The organism is Nonomuraea sp. NPDC049709, from assembly GCF_040674815.1.
Classification (GTDB): Bacteria; Actinomycetota; Actinomycetes; order Streptosporangiales; family Streptosporangiaceae; genus Nonomuraea.
In genome coordinates, this window is the sequence record NZ_JBFANM010000009.1 from 1 (window position 1) to 23,569 (window position 23,569).

At 71.3% G+C, this 23,569-nt stretch carries 18 protein-coding genes; 9 read left to right on the plus strand and 9 right to left on the minus strand.

The features are described 5' to 3' along the window. Window positions 1–75: 75 nt before the first annotated feature. On the minus strand, window positions 76–3,099 hold the full coding sequence (locus tag AB0J69_RS10670; RefSeq protein WP_364115168.1) for a M14 family zinc carboxypeptidase: 3,024 nt from the start codon (window positions 3,097–3,099) through the stop codon (window positions 76–78). Window positions 3,100–3,301: 202 nt separating this feature from the next. On the opposite strand from AB0J69_RS10670, the gene AB0J69_RS10675 reads away from it, so the two are divergent. Next, on the plus strand, window positions 3,302–4,198 hold the full coding sequence (locus tag AB0J69_RS10675) for a hypothetical protein (RefSeq protein ID WP_364115170.1): 897 nt from the start codon (window positions 3,302–3,304) through the stop codon (window positions 4,196–4,198). Here AB0J69_RS10675 and AB0J69_RS10680 read toward each other — a convergent pair. Beyond that, window positions 4,180–5,493 carry a GH1 family beta-glucosidase gene (locus AB0J69_RS10680; RefSeq protein ID WP_364115172.1) on the minus strand — a complete coding sequence of 438 codons (1,314 nt, stop codon included), beginning with the start codon at window positions 5,491–5,493 and terminating at the stop codon, window positions 4,180–4,182. The genes AB0J69_RS10675 and AB0J69_RS10680 overlap by 19 nt on opposite strands. 91 nt (window positions 5,494–5,584) lie before the next feature. Here AB0J69_RS10680 and AB0J69_RS10685 point away from each other — a divergent pair, with 91 nt between their 5' ends. After that, window positions 5,585–6,223 carry a TetR/AcrR family transcriptional regulator gene (locus tag AB0J69_RS10685; RefSeq protein WP_364115174.1) on the plus strand — a complete coding sequence of 213 codons (639 nt, stop codon included), beginning with the start codon at window positions 5,585–5,587 and terminating at the stop codon, window positions 6,221–6,223. 57 nt (window positions 6,224–6,280) lie between these two features. Here AB0J69_RS10685 and AB0J69_RS10690 read toward each other — a convergent pair whose 3' ends face one another. After that, the gene (locus tag AB0J69_RS10690; RefSeq protein ID WP_364115176.1) at window positions 6,281–7,204 is read right to left on the minus strand and encodes an aldo/keto reductase; all 924 of its coding nucleotides are present in this window, start codon (window positions 7,202–7,204) and stop codon (window positions 6,281–6,283) included. Window positions 7,205–7,294: 90 nt separating this feature from the next. Here AB0J69_RS10690 and AB0J69_RS10695 point away from each other — a divergent pair, with 90 nt between their 5' ends. Then, window positions 7,295–7,654, plus strand: a complete 360-nt coding sequence (locus AB0J69_RS10695) for a MerR family transcriptional regulator (RefSeq protein WP_364115179.1) — start codon at window positions 7,295–7,297, stop codon at window positions 7,652–7,654. 36 nt (window positions 7,655–7,690) lie between these two features. Continuing rightward, on the plus strand, window positions 7,691–9,142 hold the full coding sequence (locus AB0J69_RS10700) for a penicillin-binding transpeptidase domain-containing protein (protein WP_364115181.1): 1,452 nt from the start codon (window positions 7,691–7,693) through the stop codon (window positions 9,140–9,142). Between the two features lie 4 nt (window positions 9,143–9,146). Here the strand turns inward: AB0J69_RS10700 and AB0J69_RS10705 are convergent, their stop codons facing one another. Further along, on the minus strand, window positions 9,147–11,009 hold the full coding sequence (locus tag AB0J69_RS10705; RefSeq protein WP_364115183.1) for an ABC transporter ATP-binding protein: 1,863 nt from the start codon (window positions 11,007–11,009) through the stop codon (window positions 9,147–9,149). Between the two features lie 83 nt (window positions 11,010–11,092). Between AB0J69_RS10705 and AB0J69_RS10710 the strand changes: the two genes are divergently transcribed. The 5 genes from AB0J69_RS10710 (at window position 11,093) to AB0J69_RS10730 (ending at window position 17,814) form a co-directional block, all read left to right on the plus strand. Beyond that, a complete protein-coding gene (locus tag AB0J69_RS10710) occupies window positions 11,093–13,447 on the plus strand; it encodes a LuxR C-terminal-related transcriptional regulator (protein ID WP_364115185.1) in 2,355 nt (784 codons plus the stop codon). 331 nt (window positions 13,448–13,778) lie between these two features. Further along, entirely contained in the window at window positions 13,779–14,552 is a 774-nt protein-coding gene (locus AB0J69_RS10715; RefSeq protein WP_364115187.1) for an AMP-binding protein, read from the plus strand. A 154-nt stretch (window positions 14,553–14,706) separates the two neighbouring features. After that, the gene (locus AB0J69_RS10720; RefSeq protein WP_364115189.1) at window positions 14,707–16,005 is read left to right on the plus strand and encodes an ABC transporter substrate-binding protein; all 1,299 of its coding nucleotides are present in this window, start codon (window positions 14,707–14,709) and stop codon (window positions 16,003–16,005) included. Window positions 16,006–16,069: 64 nt separating this feature from the next. Then, a complete protein-coding gene (locus tag AB0J69_RS10725) occupies window positions 16,070–16,957 on the plus strand; it encodes a sugar ABC transporter permease (protein WP_364115191.1) in 888 nt (295 codons plus the stop codon). Continuing rightward, the gene (locus AB0J69_RS10730; protein WP_364115193.1) at window positions 16,954–17,814 is read left to right on the plus strand and encodes a carbohydrate ABC transporter permease; all 861 of its coding nucleotides are present in this window, start codon (window positions 16,954–16,956) and stop codon (window positions 17,812–17,814) included. The genes AB0J69_RS10725 and AB0J69_RS10730 overlap by 4 nt, the downstream gene beginning before the upstream one ends. On the opposite strand, the gene AB0J69_RS10735 is transcribed toward AB0J69_RS10730, so the two are convergent. From AB0J69_RS10735 to AB0J69_RS10755, 5 genes are read right to left on the minus strand one after another with little or no spacing between them, the layout of a single operon-like run. Beyond that, entirely contained in the window at window positions 17,804–18,808 is a 1,005-nt protein-coding gene (locus AB0J69_RS10735; RefSeq protein WP_364115195.1) for a 2-hydroxyacid dehydrogenase, read from the minus strand. The two genes, AB0J69_RS10730 and AB0J69_RS10735, sit on opposite strands and share 11 nt — an antisense overlap. Beyond that, window positions 18,805–19,428: a histidine phosphatase family protein gene (locus tag AB0J69_RS10740; protein WP_364115197.1), complete on the minus strand. Its 624-nt coding sequence runs from the start codon at window positions 19,426–19,428 to the stop codon at window positions 18,805–18,807. Before AB0J69_RS10740 ends, AB0J69_RS10735 begins: the two co-directional genes overlap by 4 nt. Further along, window positions 19,425–20,873, minus strand: a complete 1,449-nt coding sequence (locus AB0J69_RS10745) for an FGGY family carbohydrate kinase (RefSeq protein ID WP_364115199.1) — start codon at window positions 20,871–20,873, stop codon at window positions 19,425–19,427. Before AB0J69_RS10745 ends, AB0J69_RS10740 begins: the two co-directional genes overlap by 4 nt. Further along, window positions 20,870–22,345: an FGGY-family carbohydrate kinase gene (locus AB0J69_RS10750; RefSeq protein ID WP_364115201.1), complete on the minus strand. Its 1,476-nt coding sequence runs from the start codon at window positions 22,343–22,345 to the stop codon at window positions 20,870–20,872. Before AB0J69_RS10750 ends, AB0J69_RS10745 begins: the two co-directional genes overlap by 4 nt. Beyond that, entirely contained in the window at window positions 22,345–23,568 is a 1,224-nt protein-coding gene (locus AB0J69_RS10755) for a sugar ABC transporter permease (RefSeq protein WP_364115693.1), read from the minus strand. The genes AB0J69_RS10750 and AB0J69_RS10755 overlap by 1 nt, the downstream gene beginning before the upstream one ends. Window position 23,569 lies beyond the last annotated feature (1 nt).

Consider the following 23,569-nt stretch of genomic DNA (forward strand, 5'->3'; position numbering starts at 1 on the left):
CTCTCTACCCGCCGGTGTCTGCGGCCCCCGCCGGGGGGGGGCGCGGCCCCCCCCCCCCCCCACCCCTCGCGGGCGTCAGCGGGAATCGCCGAGCAGGTGTTGCATGGAACGCTTGACCAGGTCCGTACGCTTGGCCAGGTCGCTCACGGTCTCGACGCCGAAGCCGAGGTAGACGGTGTCCTCGGTGACGATGCCGCCGCCCTCCTCGAAGAGCTGGTCGGTACGGAACCAGTTGTTGATCGACGGCGAGGAGCCCTCAGGCGGCGCCCCGACGGCCCAGCCGCCCAGGTCCGACTCGAACGAGGTCGACTCGGCCGCCGTGCCGTCCAGGGTGACGGCGAAGTCGTCCAGGAAGACGCCCGCGCCCTGGGTGGCCCAGTCGCTGATGTAGGAGATGGAGATCTCGACCTGCTTGCCCGCGTAGGGGGTCAGGTCGATCTTCCACTGCTGCCAGCCGCCCGAGTTGCCGGAGGCCGCGTGCCACGAGCCGGAGGTGCCGGTCGGCTCGCAGTTCACGCCCTGGTAGCGCTGCGTGAACGGGTGGATCGTGCGCCAGCCGCCGCTGTTCTCGGTCAGGCAGCTGTCGCCGGCCTCCTGGGTGGTGTGCCCGTTGGCGTCCGGCAGCGTGGTCCAGTCGTCGCCGCCCGCCGTCCGGGCCTCGACCGTCAGGAAGTCCCAGGCGGCCTCGGTGTCGTACGAGGTCCAGAACGACAGGTCGCCGCTGGTCCGGCCGGTCAGGTCGATGGTCTTGGTCAGCCGCTTCCACGAGACGTCGGCGATGCCGCTGTAGACGTCCCAGGAGCCGGTGTGCGGGTCGAAGGGGCCGCCCGGGCGTACCCACTTGACCTGGGCCGAGCTGCTGAACAGCGGGAACTGCTGGGCGGGCAGGATGGCCGAGGTCGCGACGAACGAGTTGGTGTGGCTCGGCTCGATCGTGGCGCTGAAGCCGTCGAACTTCCCGCCGCTGCCCTGCAGCGCGAACGGCTGACCGGTGCCGTGGTCGGTGCCCGCGTCGTCGAAGAAGACGTAGGCGCCCAGGTAGTACTGCTGGAAGTCGTTGAACACCGGGATGCAGGGCGGGTCGTCGTCCACCGTGCACTCGGGGTTCTCGGGCTGGTCGGGCTCGTAGTAGTAGGAGCCGTTGAAGTTGGCCGCGTACGAGGGGTACTTGCCGGCGTGCAGCAGCTTGCCGCCCTCGTTCAGGTAGTCGCGGACCGCCAGCTCGGTGTCCACGCCGCCCTTGGACGTGGTGCCCGGCACCTGGCCCTGCGACCTCGGGATGACGTCGTCGCCGGTCTCCCAGACCACCGCGTCGTAGTGGCTGAGCACGCCCAGCGGGTGCGGGGCCTTGCGGCCCATCTTGTCCATGTCGTACACGTCGGAGCTGTAGCCGGCGGCCTGGAGGGCGGCGGCGTACTCGTCGGCGTACTTGGCCTCGGTCACGCCCTGCGCCGGGCTCAGGCCGGTGACGTCCTCGGTGGCCAGGATCAGCACCTTGCCGCCGATGTCCGTGGCGACCGTGTACGTGAAGTCGGCGCTCTTCTTGCCGATCGAGCTGAACCAGACCTTCACCTTGTCACCCGGCCGGGTGCCGGTGATCTTGCCGCGCAGGCGGTGGTAGTAGCGGTTGTAGCCCTTGCCGTACCGCTCGCCGCCCTTCCACTCGCCGGTCAGGACGGTCTTGGTCCGGCCGCCGTTGACCTGGTAGTTCAGGAAGACCGGGCCGAGCTTGCGCTTGGCGTTGACCTGGACGACCTGGTCCCGGCCGTAGCTGAACTCGAACGGGTCGAGCTCGAAGTCGGGCGTCCTGTTGCCCAGATGGGTGACCGGCTCGACCGGATTGACCGCGGACCTGGCCACGTCGAGCGCGAACGGCAGGTTCTTCTCGAACTCCGCCTGCACCAGCGCCTCGTCGTCGGGGAAGACGAAGCCGCAGCCCTCGCAGCCCTCGTTGAGCTCGGGCGTCCACGACAGCGTCCCGTACTGGAAGTGGGCCTGGTCGTTGGTGTCGCCGTTGGTGGTGTACAGCTCGGCGCCGAGGTCGGGGTCGAAGCCGGGGACGGCCGGGTTGGCGTCGTCGCCGGTGAGCGCCTCGTAGATGGGGTTGTCGGCGGTCTCCGTGGCGATCTGCACGCCCATCGGGTAGAGCAGCAGCGGGCCGTACGAGTGGTAGTTCAGCTGCATCTCGAACTTGACGCGCCGGAGCAGGCCGTCCATGGCCTTCGTCTCCGGCTCGCTGGCCGGGCCGGTGCCGCGGTAGGTGTCGCTGCTGGGGATGCTCGACGAGCCTTCCTCGTCGTAGTGGAAGTTCGTGGGGAAGTTCCGGTTCGGGTCCACGCCGTCGCCACGGGTGATCTGGCCGTCGCCGTTGTTGTCGCGCAGGTTCTTGCGCCACAGGCGGTTGCCCTCGGTGAAGGTGAAGTCGTACCCGTCGGGGTTGGCCACCGGCACGAACCACAGCTCGGTCTTGTTGAGCAGGTCCCTGAGCGCGCCCTTGTTCGCGACCACGTGCTTCAGCAGCCGCATGTCCACCTCGGTGGCGATCCACTCGCGGGCGTGCTGGGTGGCCGAGAAGAGGGTCGAGGGCTTGAGTCCGTCGGGCAGCAGCCTGGCGCCCGTGCTGACCTTGACGGCCAGGATGTCCTGGCCCTGCAGCGACTTGCCGATCGACTGGAGCTTGACGACGTCCTTGTTGGCCTTCGCGATGGCCTTGAGCTGGTCGGCGATGCCGCCGGGCTCGGAGTAGGACTTGAAGACGGTGTAGCCGCCGGCCGCCTGGGCCCTGGCCGCCTCGAGCTGGGTCTGGCCCTGCGGGTTGCGCACGGGCTCCGGTTTGTGGCCGAGCTTCTCCAGGACGTCGAGGTCCGCCTGGGCGGCGGTCAGCTCGATGTGCTCCTTGTCGCCCTTGGACTGCTGCTGGACGACGTCGAAGCCCTTCTCCCTGAGCGTCTGGGCGGTGCCCGGCGGGCTTTCGAGCTGGTACAGCTCGATGCGGTCGCGGGGCGGCAGGGGGTCCACGGACGCCTCGGCGGTCGTGGCCACGAGGGAGGTGCCTAAGCCGAGGATGACGGCTGCGGCGAGGGTTAATGATCGAGACACGGTCTGCCCCTTCGCAGAGACGGAATCGATCGCCATCTCAGACCTTTGGAGCGATCTATACAAGGCCCAACTTTTCCCGGCACCCCAATTTGGACAAAAGCCTAAAAACCTCACCAAAGGTGCGGCACTTCGGGCGTTCAGATGACAGGAATCAAGATCATCTTCTATAGTTTCGGTCCGTCTATGAGGGGAGGGGACGGGTGTGAGAATCTGGCGGCTCGCCGTTCTTGTCGCCGTCCTCGCCGGGCTGGTCGGACTGCCCACCCCACCGCCCGCCGCGGCCGATCCCAGCCCCGCTGAGCTGCGCAGACTCACCAAGCAGGCGGAGCGTCTCGAGGAGCTCTACCGGGGCCAGATCCAGAGCCTGGAGGACATCAAGCTCCAGGCGAAGAAGGCCACCGACACCTCCGGCAACCTGGAGGCCCAGCTGCGGGCCGCCCAGGCCGAGGTGACCCGCATCGCCCAGACCTCCTACATGGTGGGCCCCATCGACGGCATGCAGCTCCTCGCGCCCAGCACGGACCCGTACAAGATGCTGGGGCAGGCCGCCAACATGACCTACATGGCCAACGAGCGGGCCAAACGCGTCGAGAGCATCCAGAAGCTGATCGACAAGTCCAAAGAGGCGAAGGTCAACGCCAGCGAGAAGATCGAGAAGCTGCGCAAAGAGATCAAGGTCATGCAGGGCAAGCGCGACGACATCGAGAAGCTGCTCAACAAGTACGGCTTCCAGCAGCCCGGCGGCTCCGAGGGCCTGACGCCGCGCATGATCTCGGTCCGCGCGGAGATCATGCGGAACTTCCCCATGAGGTACGGCGTCGGCTGCCTGCGCCCGGGCGACCCCGGCGAGCACGGCAAGGGCCGGGCCTGCGACTTCATGATGTCCAGGGGCGGCACCGTGGCCGGCGGGGCCGACGCCGCCAACGGCGACGCGCTGGCCGCGTGGCTGATCAAGAACGGCCCCCGGCTCGGCGTGATGTACATCATCTGGAAGCAGCGCTACTACGACATCCGGTCAGGCGGCGGCTGGGACCCGATGTCGAACCGCGGCGGGGCCACCGCCAACCACTACGACCACGTTCACGTGTCGGTGTTCTGACCCTTCAAGAACTCCTTGAACCAGTGGTAGGACCGCTTCGGGGTGCGCCGCTGGGTGGCGAAGTCCACGTGCACGAGGCCGAACCGCTGGTGATAGCCCTCGGCCCACTCGAAGTTGTCCAGCAGCGACCAGACGAAGTAGCCGCGCACGTCCACACCCTCGGCCATGGCCTGCCGCATGGCGGCGATGTGCCGGTCGAGGAAGTCGACGCGGGCCTCGTCCTCGATGGTGCCGTGCTCCGTGCGGGTGTCCGGCTGGGAGCAGCCGTTCTCCGTGATCAGGATCGGCGGAAGCGCGGCGCCGTAGCGGGACTTGAGGCCGGTCAGCAGCTCACGCAGGCCGTCGGGGACGACCGGCCAGCCGAAGGCCGTGGTGGGGTGGCCGGTGATGCCCGCGTCGGCGAAGGGGAGCCCGTCGCCGGTGGGGGCGGCTATGCGGGTCGGGTTGTAGTAGTTGATGCCCAGGGCGTCCAGCGGGGCCGCGATGGTCGCCAGGTCGCCGTCCCGGATGAAGTCCAGGCTCTGGGTGTAAGCCGACAGGTCCGGATATTTGCCGAGAAGTATGGGGTCGTTGAACAGGCGGTTGTGCAGGACGTCGTACGCGTCGGCCGCCTTCAGGTCGGGCTCCTCCGGCGAGGCCGGCCAGACCGGCGTGCAGTTGTTGGTCAGCGCCACCTGGCGCGCGCCCGCCGCCCTGAGGGCCTGGACGGCCCGGCCGTGGGCGAGCAACTGGTGGTGGGCGGCGGGGAGGGCGTCGGTCATGAGGAACCGGCCGGGGGCGTGGACGCCCATGGCGTAGCCGAAGGCCATGTGGACGAACGGCTCGTTCAGCGTGATCCACAGCGGGACTCGGTCGGCCAGGCGGGCGGCGACCGTGGCGGCGTAGTCGGCGAAGAGCTCGCAGACGTCGCGGTTCAGCCACCCGCCGCGGTCCTCCAGGGCCTGCGGCAGGTCCCAGTGGAACAACGTGGGCACCGGCTGCACCCCGGCCGCCAGCAAGGCGTCCACCAGGCGGTCGTAGAAGTCCAGGCCCCGCTCGTTCACCTCGCCCGAGCCCAGCGGGAGGACGCGCGGCCAGGCGATCGAGAAGCGGTAGGCGTTCACGCCGAGGCCCGACATGAGCGCGACGTCCTCGCGCCAGCGGTGGTAGTGGTCGCACGCCACGTCCCCGGTGTGCCCGTCCCTGGTGCGGCCGGGCTCGCGGGCGAAGGTGTCCCAGACGGACTCGCCCCTGCCGTCCTCGCCGGTGGCCCCCTCGATCTGGTACGCGGCCGTGGCCGTACCCCACAGGAACATCCCTGGCCTCCACTGCTACGCGAGTAAGGCTCATGTTAACTGAGGTCAAAGTCCCTGACTTCAGCTCCCGGAAATGCGTCAGGATGGGGGCATGACCAGTACCTTGCGCCGCCGCCCCGCTCAGCGCCGGAGTGTCGAGCGCGTCGAGCGGATGCTCGACGAGTGCGCGCTCCTGCTCGACGAGGTCGGCTACGAGGCGCTGACCACCAAGGAGGTCGCGCGCCGGGCGGAGGTGCCGATCGGCACGTTCTACCAGTTCTTCCACGACAAGCAGGGTCTGGTGCGGGCGCTGGCGCGGCGCAACCTCGAGGCGTTCCTCCAGCGGATCATCGAACGCATCCCGCTGGCCGACCTCGGCCACTGGACCGACCTGGTCGATCTCGCCATCGACGAGTTCGTCGACATGAAGCGCACCACGCCCGGATTCGCGGTGGTGGACTTCGGCGAGGTGCTCACCGCCCCCGGCGGGCCGAGCGTCGAGGGCAGCAAGCGGGCGCTCGACGAGACGCACGAGAACAACGTCGTGGTGGCCGAGCGCCTGCGCGCGCTGACGCTGGAGCTCCTGGACGCCCCCGTGGGCCCGGGGCTCGACACGGCGCTGCTGGTGGCGGTCGAGGCCACGGACGCGGTGCTCAAGCTGGCCTTCCGGGCCGACCCGGGCGGCGCCCCGGAGCTCATCGCCGAGTGCAAGCTGCTGGTCCGCCGCTACCTGGCCGACCACCTTCCCTGATCGCCGGCAGCGTCCAACAGGCAGCGTCCAACAGGCCGGCGTCCAACAGGCCGGCGTCTAACAGGCGGCGTCCATGCGGGCGCGCAGCTCGGCGTCCAGCTTGAGGCCCGACGCCCCGATGGCCTCCTCCAGCTGCTCCATCGTGGAGACCCCCACGATGGGCACGACCCCGCCGGCCATGAGCCAGGCCAGGACGACCTGGTTCGGGGTGGCGCCCAGCTCGTCCGCCACCTCGTGCAGGACGGCCAGGCGCCGCGTCGTGCCCGGGTGGTCGTAGATGTCGGCGATCGGCCGGTCGGGTCGCGTGTAGGCGCCGAACATCAGCGTGTTGTACGCCCACAGCGTCAGGTCCGGCTCCGCGGCCAGGTAGTCGAGCGTCTCGTCCGAGACCAGCGTGTGCCCCGCCTCGGCGGGCCTGGTGTTCGGCCGGGGCCGCAGGTAGGTGTGGCGGAGCTGGAGGTAGGTGTAGGGCATCCAGCCGCGCGCGGCGGAGACGTTCCTGGCCCGCTCCAGCCGCCAGGCGGCCATGTTGCTGGCACCGAGGTTACGGATCTTGCCCGCCCGGGCCAGCTCGTCGAACGCCCCCAGAGTCTCCTCGATCGGGATGGAACGATCCTCGATGTGCGACCAATACACATCGATGTAGTCCGTCCCCAACCTCCTGAGGCTGCCTTCCGCGCCCCTGGCGATGGTCGCCGCGGACAGCCCCTCCGCCGAGTCGAGGGTGGTGTCGCCGGGGACGGTGGGCCGGGCCCCGACCTTCGTGCTGATGAAGACCTCCTCCCGGTTGCCGCGGGCGGCCAGCCACGCGCCGATGGCCAGCTCGCTCTCGTCGCCCGAGCGGCCCGCCACCCAGAACGGGTAGTTGTTGGCCGTGTCGAGCATGGTGCCGCCGGCCTCCTGGAACCGGTCCAGGATGGCGAAGGTCTCCTGCATGCCGACGGTGGTGCCGAACGGAATCGTGCCGAGTGCGATGTTCATGGGGCCGACTCTGAGAGCTGGAGCGCACTCCATGTCAAGCCCCTCTTTTCGGTTGACCTGGAGTGCACTCCGGGTGGGATCCTGAGGGGCGTGAGCGTGTACACACCTGCGGAAGTCGTCGAGGAAACCGGCTTCAGCATCGACACCCTTCGCTACTACGAGAAGATCGGGCTGCTGGAGCGCATCGGCCGGAACGCGGCCGGACAGCGCCGGTTCAGCCAGGAGGACGTCGGCTGGCTCGGCATGGTGCGCTGCCTGCGCGACACGGGCATGCCCATCGCCACGATGTTGCGCTTCGCCGAGCTCGTACGCGCCGGCGACCACACGATCCCCGACCGCATCAAGCTCCTGGAGGAGCACGACCGGCAGGTCCAGGCCCAGATCGACAACCTCGCCGAGCGCCAGCGCTACATCCACCACAAGATTTCCTACTACCGCAGCGTCCTCTAGCCCCGCCTTTGCGGCCAGGTTGCTAAACCAAGATCCATGGCTGCATCGAGGGCGAGATGGATCAACGTCCCGCTGCTCCGCGTCGCCAGGCTGTGCGCGGCGATGCTGTTCGTGCTGCTGGGGCACGTCACCCTCATCCAGGCGTTCGGCTCGTCCGCGCTCAACGCCGACCGCAGGAACGAGCGGCCGCTGATCGACAGGTACGCCCACCCGCGCGGCGACATCCTCACCTACGACGGCACGCCCATCGCCACCAGCCTGCCGAGCGGCGGCGGCCCGTACCGCTACCGGCGCGTCTACCGGCACGGCGAGCAGTACGCGGCCGTCACCGGGCACGTGTCGCTGCATCGCTCTACCGGCATCGAGCAGGCGCAGGACGGGGTGCTGTCGGGGGACGACGCCAAGGTCAAGGTCAGGTCGATGGTCCGGGAAGGGGGCGTCGAGGGGGCGGACGTCAGGCTGACGATCAGCGACCGGGCGCAGCGGGCGGCGTACGAGGGCCTGGCGGCGACGGGGGTCCCCGGCGCGGCGGTGGCCATCGACCCGGCGACCGGGGCGATCCGGGCGCTGGCCACGTACCCGTCGTACGACCCGAACGGCCTGACCACGTTCGACCGGGCCCGGCTCGCCGAGGAGACGCGGCGGCTGCGGCGGGCGCCCGCGCAGCCGCTGCTCAACCGGGCGCTGAACCAGCTCTATCCGCCCGGGTCCACGTTCAAGCTGGTCACCACGGCGGCGGCGCTGGCGTCGGGCGAGTACACCCCGTCCGCCCTGGTGGACGCGCCGGCCCGGCTGCGGCTGCCGGGCACGCCCACCTACGTGCACAACGCGAGCAACTGCGGGAGCGCGCGCCCGACCCTCATGTACGCCTTCCAGATGTCCTGCGACACGGCGTTCGCCAACATCGGGCTGCAGGTCGGGCAGGACCTCCTGCGGGACCAGGCGGAGGCGTTCGGGTTCAACGCGACGGGCCTGCGGATCCCGCTGACCGCGACGCCCAGCCACTACCCGCCGGCCATGGACCGGTCGCAGACGGCGCTGGCGGCCATCGGCCACCACGACAACCGGGTGACGCCGCTGATGGTGGCCATGCTGTCGGCGGCGGTGGCGAACCACGGAGTGCTGATGCGGCCGTATCTGGTGGAGGAGGTCCGGCTGGCGGACGGCTCGGTGATCAACCGGGCGGGTCCGGTGCCGTACCGGACGGCCGTGTCGCCGGAGCTGGCCCGGTATCTGGCGGCGATGATGACGATGGTGACGCACGCGGGCGGCACCGGGGCGGGGGCGGCGATCCCCGGGGTTCTGGTGGCCGCGGAGGCGGCCACGTCGCAGGCCCTGCCCGGGGCGGGCGATCACGCGCTGGTCACGGCCTTCGCGCCGGCGGAGGCGCCCGAGGTGGCCGTGGGGGTGGTGCTGGAGCGGCCGGGGGAGCGGGCGGACGCGGTGTCGGCCATCGCCCGGGGGATCATCGAGGCGGAGCTGTCGTGAAGGATCAGCGGTAGGCCGTGGCCTGGAGGGTGTAGAGGTCGGCGTAGAGGCCGTCGAGGGACATCAGGGCGTCGTGGTCGCCCTGTTCGGTGATCTCGCCGTGGTCGAGGACGTAGATGCGGTCGGCGTAGCGGACGCTGGCCAGGCGGTGGGTGATGAGCAGGACGGTGCGGCCGTCGGAGTGGGCGCGGATGCGTTCGAAGAGGGCGTGTTCGGCGCGGGCGTCGAGGGCGGCGGTGGGCTCGTCGCAGATGAGCAGGGCGGCGTCGCGGTGGAAGCCGCGGGCGACGGCGATGCGCTGCCATTGGCCGCCGGACAGCTCGTGGCCGTCTTTGAAGCGGCGGTCCAGCAGGGTGCGGTAGCCGTGGGGGAGTTCGGCGATGACGTCGTCGGCGCCGGCCACGGCGGCGGCGGCGTGCAGGGCGGGTTCGCCTTTGCCGGTGCCCATGGTGATGTTGTAGCGGGCGGTGAGGGGCCAGCGGGTGTGGTCCTGGGCGATGACGGCGGTGCGCAGGCGGAGCTCTTCGGGGTTGACCTGGCGCAGGTCGGTGTCGTCCCAGCGGACGGTGCCGGTGTCGGGTTCGTAGAGGCCGGACAGGATCTTGGCGAGGGTGGTCTTGCCGGAGCCGTTCTCGCCGACGAACGCGATCACCTCGCCGCGTTTGAGCTCGATCGAGACGCCGCTGAGGGCCGGTGACTCGGCGCCGGGGTAGGTGAAGGTCACCTCTTCCGCCGTGATGCGGTCGAAGGTCTCCGGCATGGGGTCGTGGCGGTCGCCGGGGAGGCGGTGTTCGGCGTCGGCGCAGAACTCCAGGAAGTCGGTGAAGTAGAGGCCCTCCTCGTAGAGGCGGTTCGTGGCGTACATGAGGTTGCCCAGGGAGGTCTGGGCCGAGCGGATGGCCAGGACGGCGGTGCCCGCCACGGCCAGCGGGATCGCGGCGACGGCCAGCAGGACGCCCAGGGCGCCGTAGACCAGGGCCGCGCCGAGGCCGCCGAGCGCCTCCCCGGCCAGGCGGGCGAGCATCTGGCGTCTGGCCAGGCCGAGCATGACGTCCTGCTCGGCCTTCGCCACCGCGTCGTACATGCGCAGCAGGAAGCCGCGCATCGTGAAGGAGCGCACCTCGGCCGCCGGCGCGCGCTCCGCCAGCAGCTCACCGATGATCCACTTGCGGCGGTTGGCCGGGATGAGGGCGTAGAGGGTGGCGTAGCGCATCTTGGCGCTGCGGACCATGGCCCAGGCGTCGGGCAGCACGGCCAGCAGCAGGAGCGGGAGCAGCACCGGGTGCAGCACGCCGAGCACGCCCGCCACCGCGACGATGCCGACGGCGGCCGTGACGACGTCGACGGCCGCGCTCACCACCGAGTCGGCCATCATCACCCCGCGCAGCCTGGCGCGCTGCAGCGCGTCGTGGAAATCCGGGTCGTCGTAGGACACCAGGCTGACGCGGCTGGTCAGGCCGTAGAGGCGCTCCTCCGTCAGCCGGGTGATCTGCGGGTCGAGGCGCGACTGCGCCCAGCCTGCGCCCGCCTGCGTCGCCGTGCGCAGCACCGCCGCCGCGCCGACCAGCGCCAGGCTGGGCAGCGCCGCCACCACGCGGTCGGGCGTCGGGCCCTCGCTGAACAGGGCGGTCAGCACGCCGGTGGTGGCCAGCAGGCCGAACGCGGTGAACACACCGCCGAGCAGGTTGAGCACGACCGTGGCCACCGCGTCGCGCGGGCTGGCCCGCCAGGCCATGCTCATCGCCTGGCCGACCAGGGAGGGCAGCCTTCTGGCGATGGTCAGGAAGCCGACCTCGGCCAGCTTGTCCGTATGGGCGTGCCAGTCGGAGAAGGAGATCTCACCGAGCTCCAGCGGCTCATCGGCCATGCCTTGAGTGTGCCCGCCGGCGCCGACACTTCTCCATCGATTATGTCTGGGCGCGGCGCGTAGTTGGTGACACACTCACAGTGATGCTGCGATCCGTGGACTTCGCCAACCTGCCGGCCGAGCCGAACACCTTCGTGGGCCGGGAGTCCGATGTGGATGAGCTCGTGCACCTGATGCGCGTCTCGCGCGCCGTGACCCTGTGCGGCGCGGGCGGCATCGGGAAGACCCGGCTGGCCCTGCGGCTCACCGCCAGGATCGCCTCCTCCCATCCGGGCGGCGCCTGCCTGATCGAGCTGGCCGACCTGGAGAAGGGCGCGCTCAGAGGGCACGTCGCCGCCGCGCTCGGCATCGCGGGCGACCTGGCCGAGACGATCGGCGACCGGCGCGTGCTGCTGCTGCTCGACAACTGCGAGCCGGTCATCGGGGAGTGCGCCGAGCTCTGCCGCGACCTGCTGAGCGCCTGTCCCGGGGTGACGGTGTTGGCGACCAGCCGCGAGCCGCTGCGGGTGCCGGGGGAGACGGTGTGGCGAGTGCCGCCGCTCTCGGTGAGCGGGCCGGAGAGCGAGGCGGTGCGGCTGTTCGTGGCCAGGGCCACCGCCGCCAGGCCCGCGTTCGAGCTGACCGAGGAGACGCGGCCGCTGGTCGTGGAGCTGTGCCAGGCGCTCGACGGGCTGCCGCTGGCGATCGAGCTGGCCGCCGCCATGGTCCGGGTCCTGTCCGTGGGGCAGCTGGTCGAGCGGCTCGACGACCGGTTCAGGCTGCTGGCGGGGGGTGCCCGCACCGCTCCGGCCCGGCACCGTACGCTCAGGGCCGCGGTGGACTGGAGCTACCGGTTGCTCTCCCCGCAGGAGCGGCTGCTGCTGCGCCGTACGGCCGCCTTCCGCTCCTCCTGGACCCTCGACCTGGCCGAATGGGTCTGCTCCGGCCCGGGGCTGGCGGAGGAGGACGTGCTGCCCAGGCTGTGCGACCTGGTGGACAAGTCGCTGGTCGCCCTCGACGGGGAGGTCGCCGGGCAGGCGCGCTACCGGCTGCTGGAGACCGTCCGCGAATACGCGCTGGAGCAGCTGGTCGAGTCCGGCGAGGAGGCCGAGCTGCGGCGCCGGCACCTGGCGGCGCTGGCCAGGCTGTCGGGGCGGGTCAGGGAGGCGCTGGCCCCGGGGGCGCGCACGTCGTGGCCCGTGGTCGAGCGCTACATCAACCTGTTCGACGGGCTGAAGGCCGAGGTGAGCTCCGCCTGCGACTGGTCGATCGCCATCGGCATGCCGGAGGCCGCCCTCGGCCTGCTGACCGACCTCCGCTTCCTGCTGATCGGCAGCGGCCGCAAGCTGGACATGGCCGAGCGGCTCGACCGGCTGCTCGCCCTCGACGCCCCGCAGGTGCCCCAGGCGCTGCGCGGGCAGGCCACGATCCTGCGCGGCGAGCTGGCGCTGGCCGCCGGCGACGTCGAACCGGCCCTGCGGCACGCCCGCGCCGGGCTCGACCTGTGCGCCGCCGCCAAGGACGTGTACGGCGAGGCCGTCGGCACGATCGTGCTGGCCCAGCTCACCGGCGAGCAGGAGGCGCTGAACCGCGCGCTGGAGACGGCCAGGCGGTCCGGCGACCTCATCCTGGAGTCGCTGGCCCACGGCACGAGGGCGCGTTTCGGCCTGGACCAGGGGCGCCTGCACGAGGCCCAGCGGGGGTTCCAGGAGGTGCTGTCGATCAGCGAGGAGCTCGACAACCACTACGGCCAGACCTTCGGCCACATCGGCCTGGCCCAGGTCGCCAGGCGGACCGGCGACCTCGCCACCGCCAGGCGGCACTACGAGTCGGGGCTGCGCCTGCTGCGGCACGTGGACGCCAGGCAGCACATCGTGAGTTGTCTGGCCGGGCTCGGCCGGGTGGCGCTGGACCTGGGCGACCTGGTGGAGGCCAGGGCCCGGCTCACCGAGGCGCTGGTGCTCAGCCGGGACGCGGGTCTGCGCGCCGGCATCGCCAGGCGGCTGGGCACGTGGGCCGTCCTGGTCACGGCCGAGGGCGACCACCGGCGGGCGGTCCTGCTGGCGGCGGCCTCGGTGGCGCTGGGCGGGCGGCAGCCGGACGCGCGTACCGAGGACGTGCTGCGGCCCGCCAGGGAGAGTCTCGGCGAGGCCGTCGTCGGCGTGTTGTGGGCCGAGGGCACCAGCCTGACCGCCGACCAGGCGGTGGCCTGCGCGCTCGACGGCGCGCTGCCCGCGCCGCCGGCCGACCCGGTCGTGCCGGTCAACCAGGACAGCAGGCTCACGGCCCGGGAGCGGGAGATCGCCGAGCTGGTGGCCAGGGGGCTGAGCAACCGGGCGATCGCCGACGAACTGGTCATCAGCCCGGCCACGGTCGCCCGCCACGTGGCCAACATCCTGGCCAAGCTGGGCTTCTCCACGCGTACACAGATCGCCGCATGGGTGATCGGCAGCCGCTGAATCAGCTGCCTGTCTACACATCCCGGTTACATCCTCGAATGGCCATGTCAGCGCATGTGCCGTGGCCCTCTGCACGCCTACCGTTCTTCCTGTGATCGACCGCACCGCGCGTTCCTCGCCCCTCGCGACGGGGTCGCCGCGGCCGATCGGTCGGGGACGTCACGCGTCCATGCGGAGCCGGGCCTTCTCGGAGGGGTGGGGGCCTGGCTCCGGGCGCGTGACAGCGGGCTCGAGTCGCGCAGGGCTCGGGCCCGCCCCACCCGCGAATGCACAACCGCCTACATACATCGGTGGATGTTGTGGCCGCCCCGGCGGCCTTACCTTGTCGGGCATGAAGCCCACCGCCTCGACCACCGGCACCGTGATCCACGAAGTGTTCCGCCGGGCCTACGAGCGCGGCGACCGCCCTGCCCTCATCGATCTGCGGGGCGGCCACGTCTATGGCTACCGCAGGCTGGTGACCGAGGTGACGAGGGCGGCATCCGGGCTCGTGCGCAGGGGCGCGCGGCGGGATCAGGTAGTTGGGGTGCACGTCTCCACGGCCGGCGCGCAGACTCTGGCGGCGCACACGGTGGTGGCCGCCGGTGGGGTGGCCACGCCGATCGATCCGGCCCTGGGCGCGGCCGAGGTGGCGGCGTGGCTCCTGGAGTGCGACGCCCGCACGCTGATCACCACGCCGGACCTCGCGGAGACGGCGATCCTGGCCGCCGAGCGGTCCCGCGTGCGCCAGGTCGTCTCGCTGGGCCCGGCGCTCGACACGATCGACTTCCGCTGCCTGCTCACGCTGGAGCCCACCGCGCTGCCCGCGCTCGACGCCAAGCGCCAGGACGCGCTCCTGCTCGCCGGCGGCCGCCGCCTGTCGCACGCCGACCTGCTGGCCAGGATGGCGGAGCTCGACCTGCCCGTACGCCTGGCCGAGTCCGACGTCGTACTGACCACGTGGCTGCCCGACGGAGGTTGCGACCTGCTGGCTCTGGTCGGGCTCGGGGTCTCGAAGGGCGCGCTGGTGGTCGCCGCGGACGGCGGCGATCTTCCCGGCACCAGCTACGACTTCGGTGTCACCGTGGTGACGGGCCCCGGCGGGACGCTGGAGCGGCGCGGCTGAGAGCGCTCTCTACCGTAGACGCCGAATATCCCGAATATGCGGAGCTGTTACCGCCCATCCCTTGACGACGTGCGGCGGAAAGTGGGTTGATAGCCGTTGTTGACAACGTTGTCAGGATCACCAACTTCGGGGGGCTTCGAAGGGATGGTGTGGGATGCGACGGTGGTTAGCGGTCCTATCGATCACGATGGTGAGCGTGCTGGGCCTGGCGGCCTGTGGCAGCGGCGGCGGCGGGCAGGCCACAGGGGCGCCCGCAGCCAGCGGCAGCGGCGAGAAACAGCAGGTTGAGGTCTTCTCCTGGTGGACGGGCCCTGGTGAGGCCGACGGCCTGCAGGCCATGAGAAAGATCTTCGAACAGCAGAATCCGAATTACACCTTCTTCGACGCCGCGGTGGCCGGTGGCTCGGGCGACAAGGCCAAGGCGCTGCTGCAGTCGAAGCTCCAGGCGAACACCCCGCCCGACACCTTCCAGGGGCACGCGGGCGCCGAGTTGCAGGGCTACATCAAGGCGGGCAACCTGGAGGACCTGACCTCGCTCTATGACGAGCTGAAGCTCAAGGACGTCTTCCCCGCGCAGCTCGTCGAGCAGATCAGCGTCGAAGGCAAGATCTACTCCGTGCCGGTGAACATCCACCGCTCGAACGTCATGTGGTTCAACCCGACCGTGCTCAAGGACGCCGGGGTCACGGGCGCGCCCAAGACGATCGAGGAGTTCATCGCGGCCCTGGAGAAGGTCAAGGCCAAGGGCAAGGTCCCGCTGTCCATCGGGTCCGAGTGGACGGTCACCCACCTGCTGGAGAGCGTGCTGCTCGGCTCGCTCGGCACCGACGCCTACAACGCGCTGTTCAAGCCGGGCGCCGACTGGAACAGCCCGCAGGTGACCACGGCGCTGCAGAACTTCGCCAAGATCATGACGTACGCGGGCGACCCGCAGGACGACTGGCAGCCCGCGGCCAAGCAGGTGGCGGACGGCGAGGCGGCGTTCAACATCATGGGCGACTGGGCGTACGGCTACTTCCACAACCCGCCCGAGGGCGGCCTGGGCAAGACCTCGAAGACGGACTTCGACTGGGCGCCGTCGCCCGGCACCGAGGGCACCTACATGTGGCTGTCCGACAGCTTCACCCTGCCCAAGGGCGCGAAGAACCGCGAGGGGGCCATGGCCTGGCTGAAGGTGGCGGCCAGCAAGGAGGGCCAGGACGCCTTCAACCCGAAGAAGGGCTCCATCCCCGCCCGCAAGGACGCCGACCAGTCGCTCTACACCGACTACCTGGCCGACGCGCTGAAGGACTGGTCGGGCGACAAGCTCGCCGGGTCGATCCAGCACGGCGTGTCGGTGAACCAGCCGTGGCTGGCCTCGATCAACGAGGCGGTCGGGCTGTTCATCGGCACCAAGGACGTCAAGGCCCTGCAGCAGGGGCTGTCCGACGCCGCCACGGCCAACGCCCAGTAGGTACGGCACGTAACTGCCGGGTGCGGCAGGCGCCGGAGCGCGCCTGCCGCGTCCGCGGGAGGGAATGGTTGTGAGGCGGGCGCGCACGTGGCTGCCCGGGCTCCTCCTCGTCACGCCGTCGATCATCCTGATCGGCGTCTTCGTGTACGGCATGCTCGGCTGGAACTTCCGGCTGGCCATGACCGACCAGCACGATGAGGTGTCCGAGGGGAAGTTCGTGGGGCTGCAGAACTTCGTGGACATCTGGGACCTGCCCCGATGGCACCTCTCGGTGCGGCACGCGATCGTGTTCACGATCGTCTTCGTGGCGGGGGCGCTGGTGCTCGGGTGGCTGCTGGCGTTCCTCATGGAGAAGGGGATCTGGGGCGAGGGGACGTTCCGGGCCATCTACTTGTTCCCGATGGCTATCTCGTTCGTGGCGACCGGCATCGTGTGGCGGTGGCTGATGAACTCCGGGACGGAGGAGCGGGCGGTCGGGCTGAACCGGTTGCTGGACTGGTTCGGGCTGCCGCAGTGGCAGTGGTTCCGGGATCCCGACTGGGGGATGGCCGCGATGGCGCTGCCGGCGGTCTGGCAGATGTCCGGATATATCATGGCGCTTTTCCTGGCCGGGTTCCGTGGCGTGCCCGAGGAGCTGCGCGAAGCGGCCCGGGTGGACGGCTGCAACGAGTGGGGCGTCTACCGGCACGTGGTCCTGCCCCTGCTCAGGCCGGTCACGCTGTCCGCGCTGATCATCCTGGGACACATCTCGCTCAAGGTGTTCGACCTGATCGTCGCCGTGTCGGGCAAGGCGATCGTCACGGACGTGCCCGCGGTGTTCATGTGGGTGGCGGTGTTCGACTCGCACGATCCCGCCAAGGGCGCCACGATCGCGTCCTACATCGTGCTCAGCGTGGCGATCTTCGTGATCCCGTACCTGGTCTGGTCGGTACGTAAGGAGAGGCGTTCATGACGGCGGTGGCCGGGCGCAGGTCGGTGGGCTTCGCGTGGGCCCGGTTCGTGCTGCTGATCCTCTTCGTGGTGGTCTTCCTCATCCCGATCTACGTGTTGCTGGCGACCAGCTTCAAGCCGCTCACCGAGGCGGACCCGGGCCAGGCCTGGAACCTGCCGCAGACGTGGACGACCGAGGCGTGGCGGGTGGCCTGGGAGAAGCTGGCTCCCGGCCTGTGGAACAGCGTGCTGCTGGCGGTCCCCGGGTCGCTGCTGTCGTGCGTGCTGGGCTCCATGAACGGCTACGTGCTGTCCAAGTGGCGCTTTCCCGGGGCGGACGTGCTGTTCACGCTGTTCCTGTTCGGGATGTTCATCCCCTACCAGGGGGTGATGATCCCGCTGGTGCAGCTCCTCGTGGGGCTGAACGAGCTGACCGGGCTGCAGGGCGTCTTCTACGGCGGCATCCCGGGGCTGGTGCTGGCGCACGTGGTGTACGGCATCCCGATCTGCACACTGATCTTCCGCAACTACTACGTGACGATCCCCGACGAGCTGATCGAGGCGTCGCGGGTGGACGGCGCCGGCATGTTGCGGGCGTACTGGTCGGTGGTCCTGCCGGTGTCCGGGCCCGCGATCGCCGTGGTGATCATCTGGCAGTTCACCTCGTTGTGGAACGACTTCCTGTTCGCCGTCTTCCTGACCGGGCCGACGAGCTGGCCCACGACCGTGATGCTGAACAACATCGCGGGCGCGCAGGCCACCCCGTACAGTCAGCAGATGGCGGCGGCCATCCTCGCCTCGATCCCGACGATGGTGATCTACGTCGTGCTGGGGCGGTTCTTCATGCGGGGGCTGATGGCGGGGGCGCTCAAGGGGTAGCCACATGGGCGAGCGGCTCGCCGCGTACGTAGCGGGCCACGTCCGCGGCCACGATCGAGGCCGCCTTCATCGCCGTCTCCTTGCTAGCCCCGGCCAGGTGCGGGGTCATGACCAGGTTCGGCGTCGTGAGCAGGCGCGAGCCCGGCGGGATCGGCTCCTCCGGGAAGACGTCCATCGCGGCGCCGAACAGGTGGCCCGAGTCGAGCGCGTCGCACATGGCGTCGTAGTCGAGCAGCGCGCCCCGGGCGCAGTTGACCAGGACCGAGCCCCGCGGCATGGCGGCGAGCTCGGCGGCGCCGATCATGCCGGCGGTCTCCGGGGTGGCGCGGGCGTGCAGGGAGACGAACCGGGAGCGTTCGAGCAGTTCGGGCAGCTCGACCCGGCCCGGCACGTCCACGTACGGGTCGTGCACCAGGACGTTCGCGCCGAAGCCCGCCAGCATGCGGGCCACGCGGCGGCCGATCGCGCCGTAGCCGACCAGGCCGACCGTGCTGCCCTCCAGCTCGGGCCCGACGTTGTCGTAGGTGTAGTAGTCGCCCCGCCACACGCCGCCGGCCAGGTCGGCGTGCGTCCGGGGGATGCGGCGGGTGGCGGACAGCAGCATGGCGAGGGTGTGCTCGGCGGTGGCCACGGCGTTGCGGCCCGGCGCGTACGTCACCGCCACCCCCGCCCGCGCGGCCGCCTCCAGGTTCGCGTTGACCGGCCCGCCCCTGCTCACGCAGAACAGCCGCAGGTCGGGCGAGGCGTCCAGGACACGCTTGGTCAGCGGCGCCATCTGGGTGACGCAGACCTCGACCCCGCGCAGCGCCTCGATCAGCTCGTCCTCCACGTCGGAAGCCTCGTCCACCTCGCCCACGCGGCCGAACGGCTCGACCGGCCACGGCAGCGTCAGCTCGCGGATGTCCACCTCGCCGGGAACCTCGCGCCTGAGCGCGTCGACGAACAGGCGGTTCTGGACGAAGTGGTCGCCTGCGGCAAGGACTTGGATGGTCAACGAACGGCTCCAATCGGAGAGTTGTACTGCAGCATGGCCACCTGTCCGGCGTCGGGTCCCGTCAGGCGCAACTCGGTCAGGGCGCAGTTGTCCAGGCGCGGGAACAGCCGCCGGTACTCGCCCAGCGGCACCCCGATGAGCCGGCACAGCGCGAGCCTGATGGCGGTCGTGTGCGCGACCACCAGCACGCGGGCTTCGGGGTGCGCCGCGCAGATGTCCCGCAGCGCGGCGACGAAGCGGGCGGCGGCCGCGTACGGGTCCTCGCCGCCGGGCAGGGGGTGCGCGGCGGGGTCGGCCTCGAAGGCGGCGCGGGCCTCGGGGAAGCGCGCCTTCATCTCCGCGGAGGTGAGGCCGTCGCCCTGGCCGAAGTCGAGCTCGCGGAGGCGGGCGTCGGTCCGCACGGGCAGGCCCGCCTTGGCGGCGGCGGTCTCGGCGGTGCTCCGCGCGCGGCCGAGCGTTGAGGCCCACACGGCGTCGAGACCGGCCTGCTCGGCCCAGCCCGCCAGCAGGGCGGCCTGGTCGTGGCCGCGCGGGGTCAGCTCGATGTCGCTGATCCCGGCGTAGCGGTTCTCGGCGTGCCAGACGGTCTCGCCGTGGCGGACGAGCACGAGGTCGGTCATGTGGCGGTCCTCTCGCGGGCGTGTTCCGCGGCACTCGTGTCGAGCCAGCCGCGCCCCTCCAGCTCGGCGACGAAGCGCAGGTACGGCTCCCGCAGGTCGGCCCCGGACGGCTCCACGACCGCGCGGGTCCTGATCATGCGGGCCGGGTCGCCGCCCGCCAGCACGGCCATGCCCAGGGCGGGCTCGGCGTTCTCGCGCAGGGTCACGGGGCGCTCAAGGACGTCGGCCCTGAGCTGGGTCCAGTACGCGCTCCTGGTGGCGCCGCCGGTCAGGATGATCTCGCCGGTCACGGGTGCGCCGAGGAGGTCGAGGTAGTCGAAGCAGAGGCGCTCGACGAAGGCCGCGCCGAGCAGGATGGCGGCGTAGCGCTCGACGTCGTCGGCCGGCTCGCCGAGCGTGAACCGCTCGGCGCCGGGGGCGGCGAACGGGAACCGCTCGCCCCGTGAGACAAGGGGGTAGGTGACGGCAGGGGGCACGCGCACGCGACCAGGCCCCAGGCGGTAGCGTGCCGCGGCCTCCGTGCTCAGCGCGTCGAGATCGCGGTCCGGCAGGTCGCTGGTCAGGACGCCCGCGCCCGTGCTGGACGCCCCGCCGGGCAACCACGAGCCGTCGGGGGCGCGGTGCGAGTACACCACGCCCAGGGGGTCGTGGATCAGCTCCTTCGTGACGCCCTTCAGCACCAGCGTCGTGCCCAGCACCGAGTTCCAGCTCCCGACCCGCTGGGCGCCCGCGCCGAGCTGGGCCGCGCAGCCGTCCGTGGTGCCGGCGATCACCGGGGTGCCGGTCGGGATCCCGGTCTCCTCGGCCGCCGCCGCGCAGACCACGCCGAGGCGGGTCCCGGGCCGGACGACCTCGGGCAGGAGGCCGGCGGGCACGCCCAGCGCGTCGAACACGTCGGCGGGCCAGCGCTCCTCGATCAGGTCCACGCCGGTCTTGAGCGCGTTGCTCAGGTCGGTGGCCACCTCGTGCCCGGTGAGGCGCCGGTTGACGAAGTCGCTCTGGTGGGCCAGGCGGGCGCCCGCCTGGGCGTCGCGCAGCAGCCACAGCAGCTTGGGCAGCGCCCAGTTGGGCTGCATGCGCCGGTAGCCGAGCCGCTCCCACACGTGCGCGCCGGCCTCGTTCACCCGGCCGGCGTCGGCGCGGCGGTCGTCGTACATGAGGGCGGGGGTCAAAGCACGGCCGGAAGCGTCCGTGAGCAGGACCGTTCCAGATGTGGCGGCCACCGCGACGCCCTCGACGCGCTCGCCGGCGGGCAGGTCGCGCAGCGCCGACCGGGTGGCGGCGGCCAGCTCGCGCCACCACTGCTCGGGGTCCTGCTCGTGGCGGGGACCTTCGCGGTGGCTGGTCAGCGGGCGGCTCGCGGTGCCGAGCACCCGGCCGCCGCCGGTGACGGCCAGCGCGCGCACGCTCTGCGTGCCGAGGTCGATGCCGATCCACACGCTCATGTACGACCCCTCATGGCGCCGAGCAGCGGCCAGGCGCTGGCGTCGGTGGCGCGCAGGGTGAGGAAGTCCTCGAACCAGCGGTCATAGAACCCGCGGCGGGCGGGGTCGGGCTCGACCGCGTCGCGCAGGCGTACGTGCCGCCCGGCCGCCGCGGCGATGGACGGCTCCGCACCGGTCGCGGCCAGCCCCACCAGGTACGCCCCCCGCGCCCCGACCTCGGCGTCGGCCGACCGGCGTACCGGCAGCCCCGTGACGTCGGCGATCAGCCCGAGCCAGGTGGCGCTGGCCGAGCCGCCCCCGCACACTCGCAGCTCCGTCGGCGCGGCACCGGTGGCCACCAGGCAGTCGCGGATGACCATCGTGAGCCCTTCGAGCACCGCCCTGGCGACGTGCTCGCGGCCGTGCTCGAACGACATGCCGAGCAGCGCCCCCCTGGCCAGCGGATCGGAGAACGGCGCCCGCTCCCCGGCCGGCGACAGGTACGGCAGGAACGCCAGCCCGCCCGCGCCCGGCTCGCTCAGCAGGGCCAGCTCGCCCAGCTCGGCCGGATCGCCCAGCCCCAGCAGGCGGCACGTCCACTGCACCACCTCGGTGCCCGCGAACGTGGGGAAGGCCCGCAGGTAGCCGCCGGGCAACGCGATCGTGATGCCGGTCGGTGAGCCCTCCAGGTCGGGGGACTCGACGACGACCTCGGTGCAGAGCGTGGTGCCGAGGATGCCGCACGCCTGCCCGGCCGCCACCGCGCCCGCGCCCAGCGCCGTGGCGGCGATGTCGTAGGGGGCCATCACGACCGGAGTCCCGGCGGCCAGCCCCAGCTCGGCGGCAGTGTGCGGGGTCAGCTCGGCGACGGGGCAGGGCCGGACCGGGGGCAGCAGCCGCTCGGCCCACTCCAGGCCGAACAGCCCCAGCAGCTCCGGCGAGTACGCCCGCGCCCGCAGGTCCATGAACGGGGCTGAGGCGTCGGACTCGTCGGCCACCAGCTCCCCGGTCATCCGGGAGAAGATCCAGCCGCCGCAGGTGAGCATCGCGCTCGACCGGTCGAGGCGGGCGGGGTCGTTGGCGCGCAGCCAGGTCAGGATGGCGTGCGGCAGCCCGGAGGCCGCCGAGGAGCCGTTGCGGCGGAAGGCCGCCGCCGCGAGCCCCGATCGCGTCCAGCCGTCCACCGTGGCGGCCGCCCTGGCGTCGTTCCAGAGGATCGCGGGGCCGGTCGGCGCGCCGCCGGCGTCCACCAGCCAGCAGCCGTCGCCCTGGGCCGTGACCGCCACGAACTCGGCACCGCCCACCTGGGCCGCGACCTCGCGCACGGTGGCCGCGACCGCGTCCCAGACCGCGCCCATGTCCTGCTCGGCGTGCCCCGGCGCGGGCCTGGACACCACCGTCTCGCGCCGGGCGACGGCGGTCTCCGCGCCCGAGGAGTCGTACCCGACCGCCTTGATGACCGTGGTCCCCGCGTCCACGCAGATGATCGCCATCAGGCCCTGCCGTGGGAGGTCCTCGACCGGCGCGACACGGAGTCGACGATCACGGCGAGCAGCAGCACGGCCCCGGTGACCACGAACCGGATCGAGGAGTCCAGGTTGAGCAGGGTGAGGCCGCTGGAGATCGACTGGATCACGATGATCCCGAGCAGCGCGCCGAACGCCGTGCCGCGCCCGCCGAACAGGCTCGTCCCGCCGATCACGGCCGCGGCGATCGCGTTGAGGTTGACGTCGCCCGCGCCGCTGCTCTGGTTGGCCGCCGCCAGCCGGGCCGCGGCCAGGATGCCGCCGACCGCGGCGAACGTCGAGCAGAGCACGAACACGGAGGTGTAGATCGCCTTGACGTTGATGCCCGCCCGCCGCGCGGCCTCCACGTTGCCGCCCACGGCGTAGACGGCCCGGCCCCACTTCGTCCGCGACAGCAGGTAGTGCATGATCAGCACCAGCGCCACGAAGAAGACGAACATCCAGCCGACGCCGCGGGTCTGGCCGAGGTACCAGACCACGAACGCCAGCACCACCAGCAGCGCCACGCTCCTGACGGCCAGCGTGGTGACGCTCCTCGCCGACAGCCCCGCCCTGCGCCGCCCCCGTGCGTGCAGGAAACCGCTGGCGAACAACCAGACGGCGGCGACCACCGCGAACGTGTACGACAACCACGCCGGTACGAAGTCGAGCTGCGCGAAGTTCACCAGCCCCGAGTCGAACGGCAGGTTGATCGACCCCTTGGTGCCCAGCACGTACAGCTGCAGCCCGAGGAAGGCCAGCAGCCCGGCCAGCGTGATCACGAAGCTGGGCACCCCGAACCGGTTGAAGAGCTGCCCGTACACCCACCCGATGACCGCGCCCATGACCACCGAGGCCGCGATCGCCAGCCAGACCGGCAGGCCCTCGCTCACGAACAGCACCGCGAGCACCGCCCCCGACAGGCCGCTGACCGAGCCGACGGACAGGTCGATCTGCCCCACCAGCAGCACGCACACGATGCCGAGCGCGATGATGCCGACGGCGGCGGACTCCAGCGTGAGGTTCACCAGGTTCGCGCTGGACAGGAAGATCGGGTTCAGGATCTGCAGCACCGTCCAGATGACCACGAGCCCGACCACGACCGGGATGACGCCCAGGTCACCGCCGCGGGCCCGCTCGACGATGTCGGCGAGCGCGCCGCGCAGCCCGTCGCGGTGCTGCAGCCGCTCGTCCTGGCGGTCGGTCGTCATT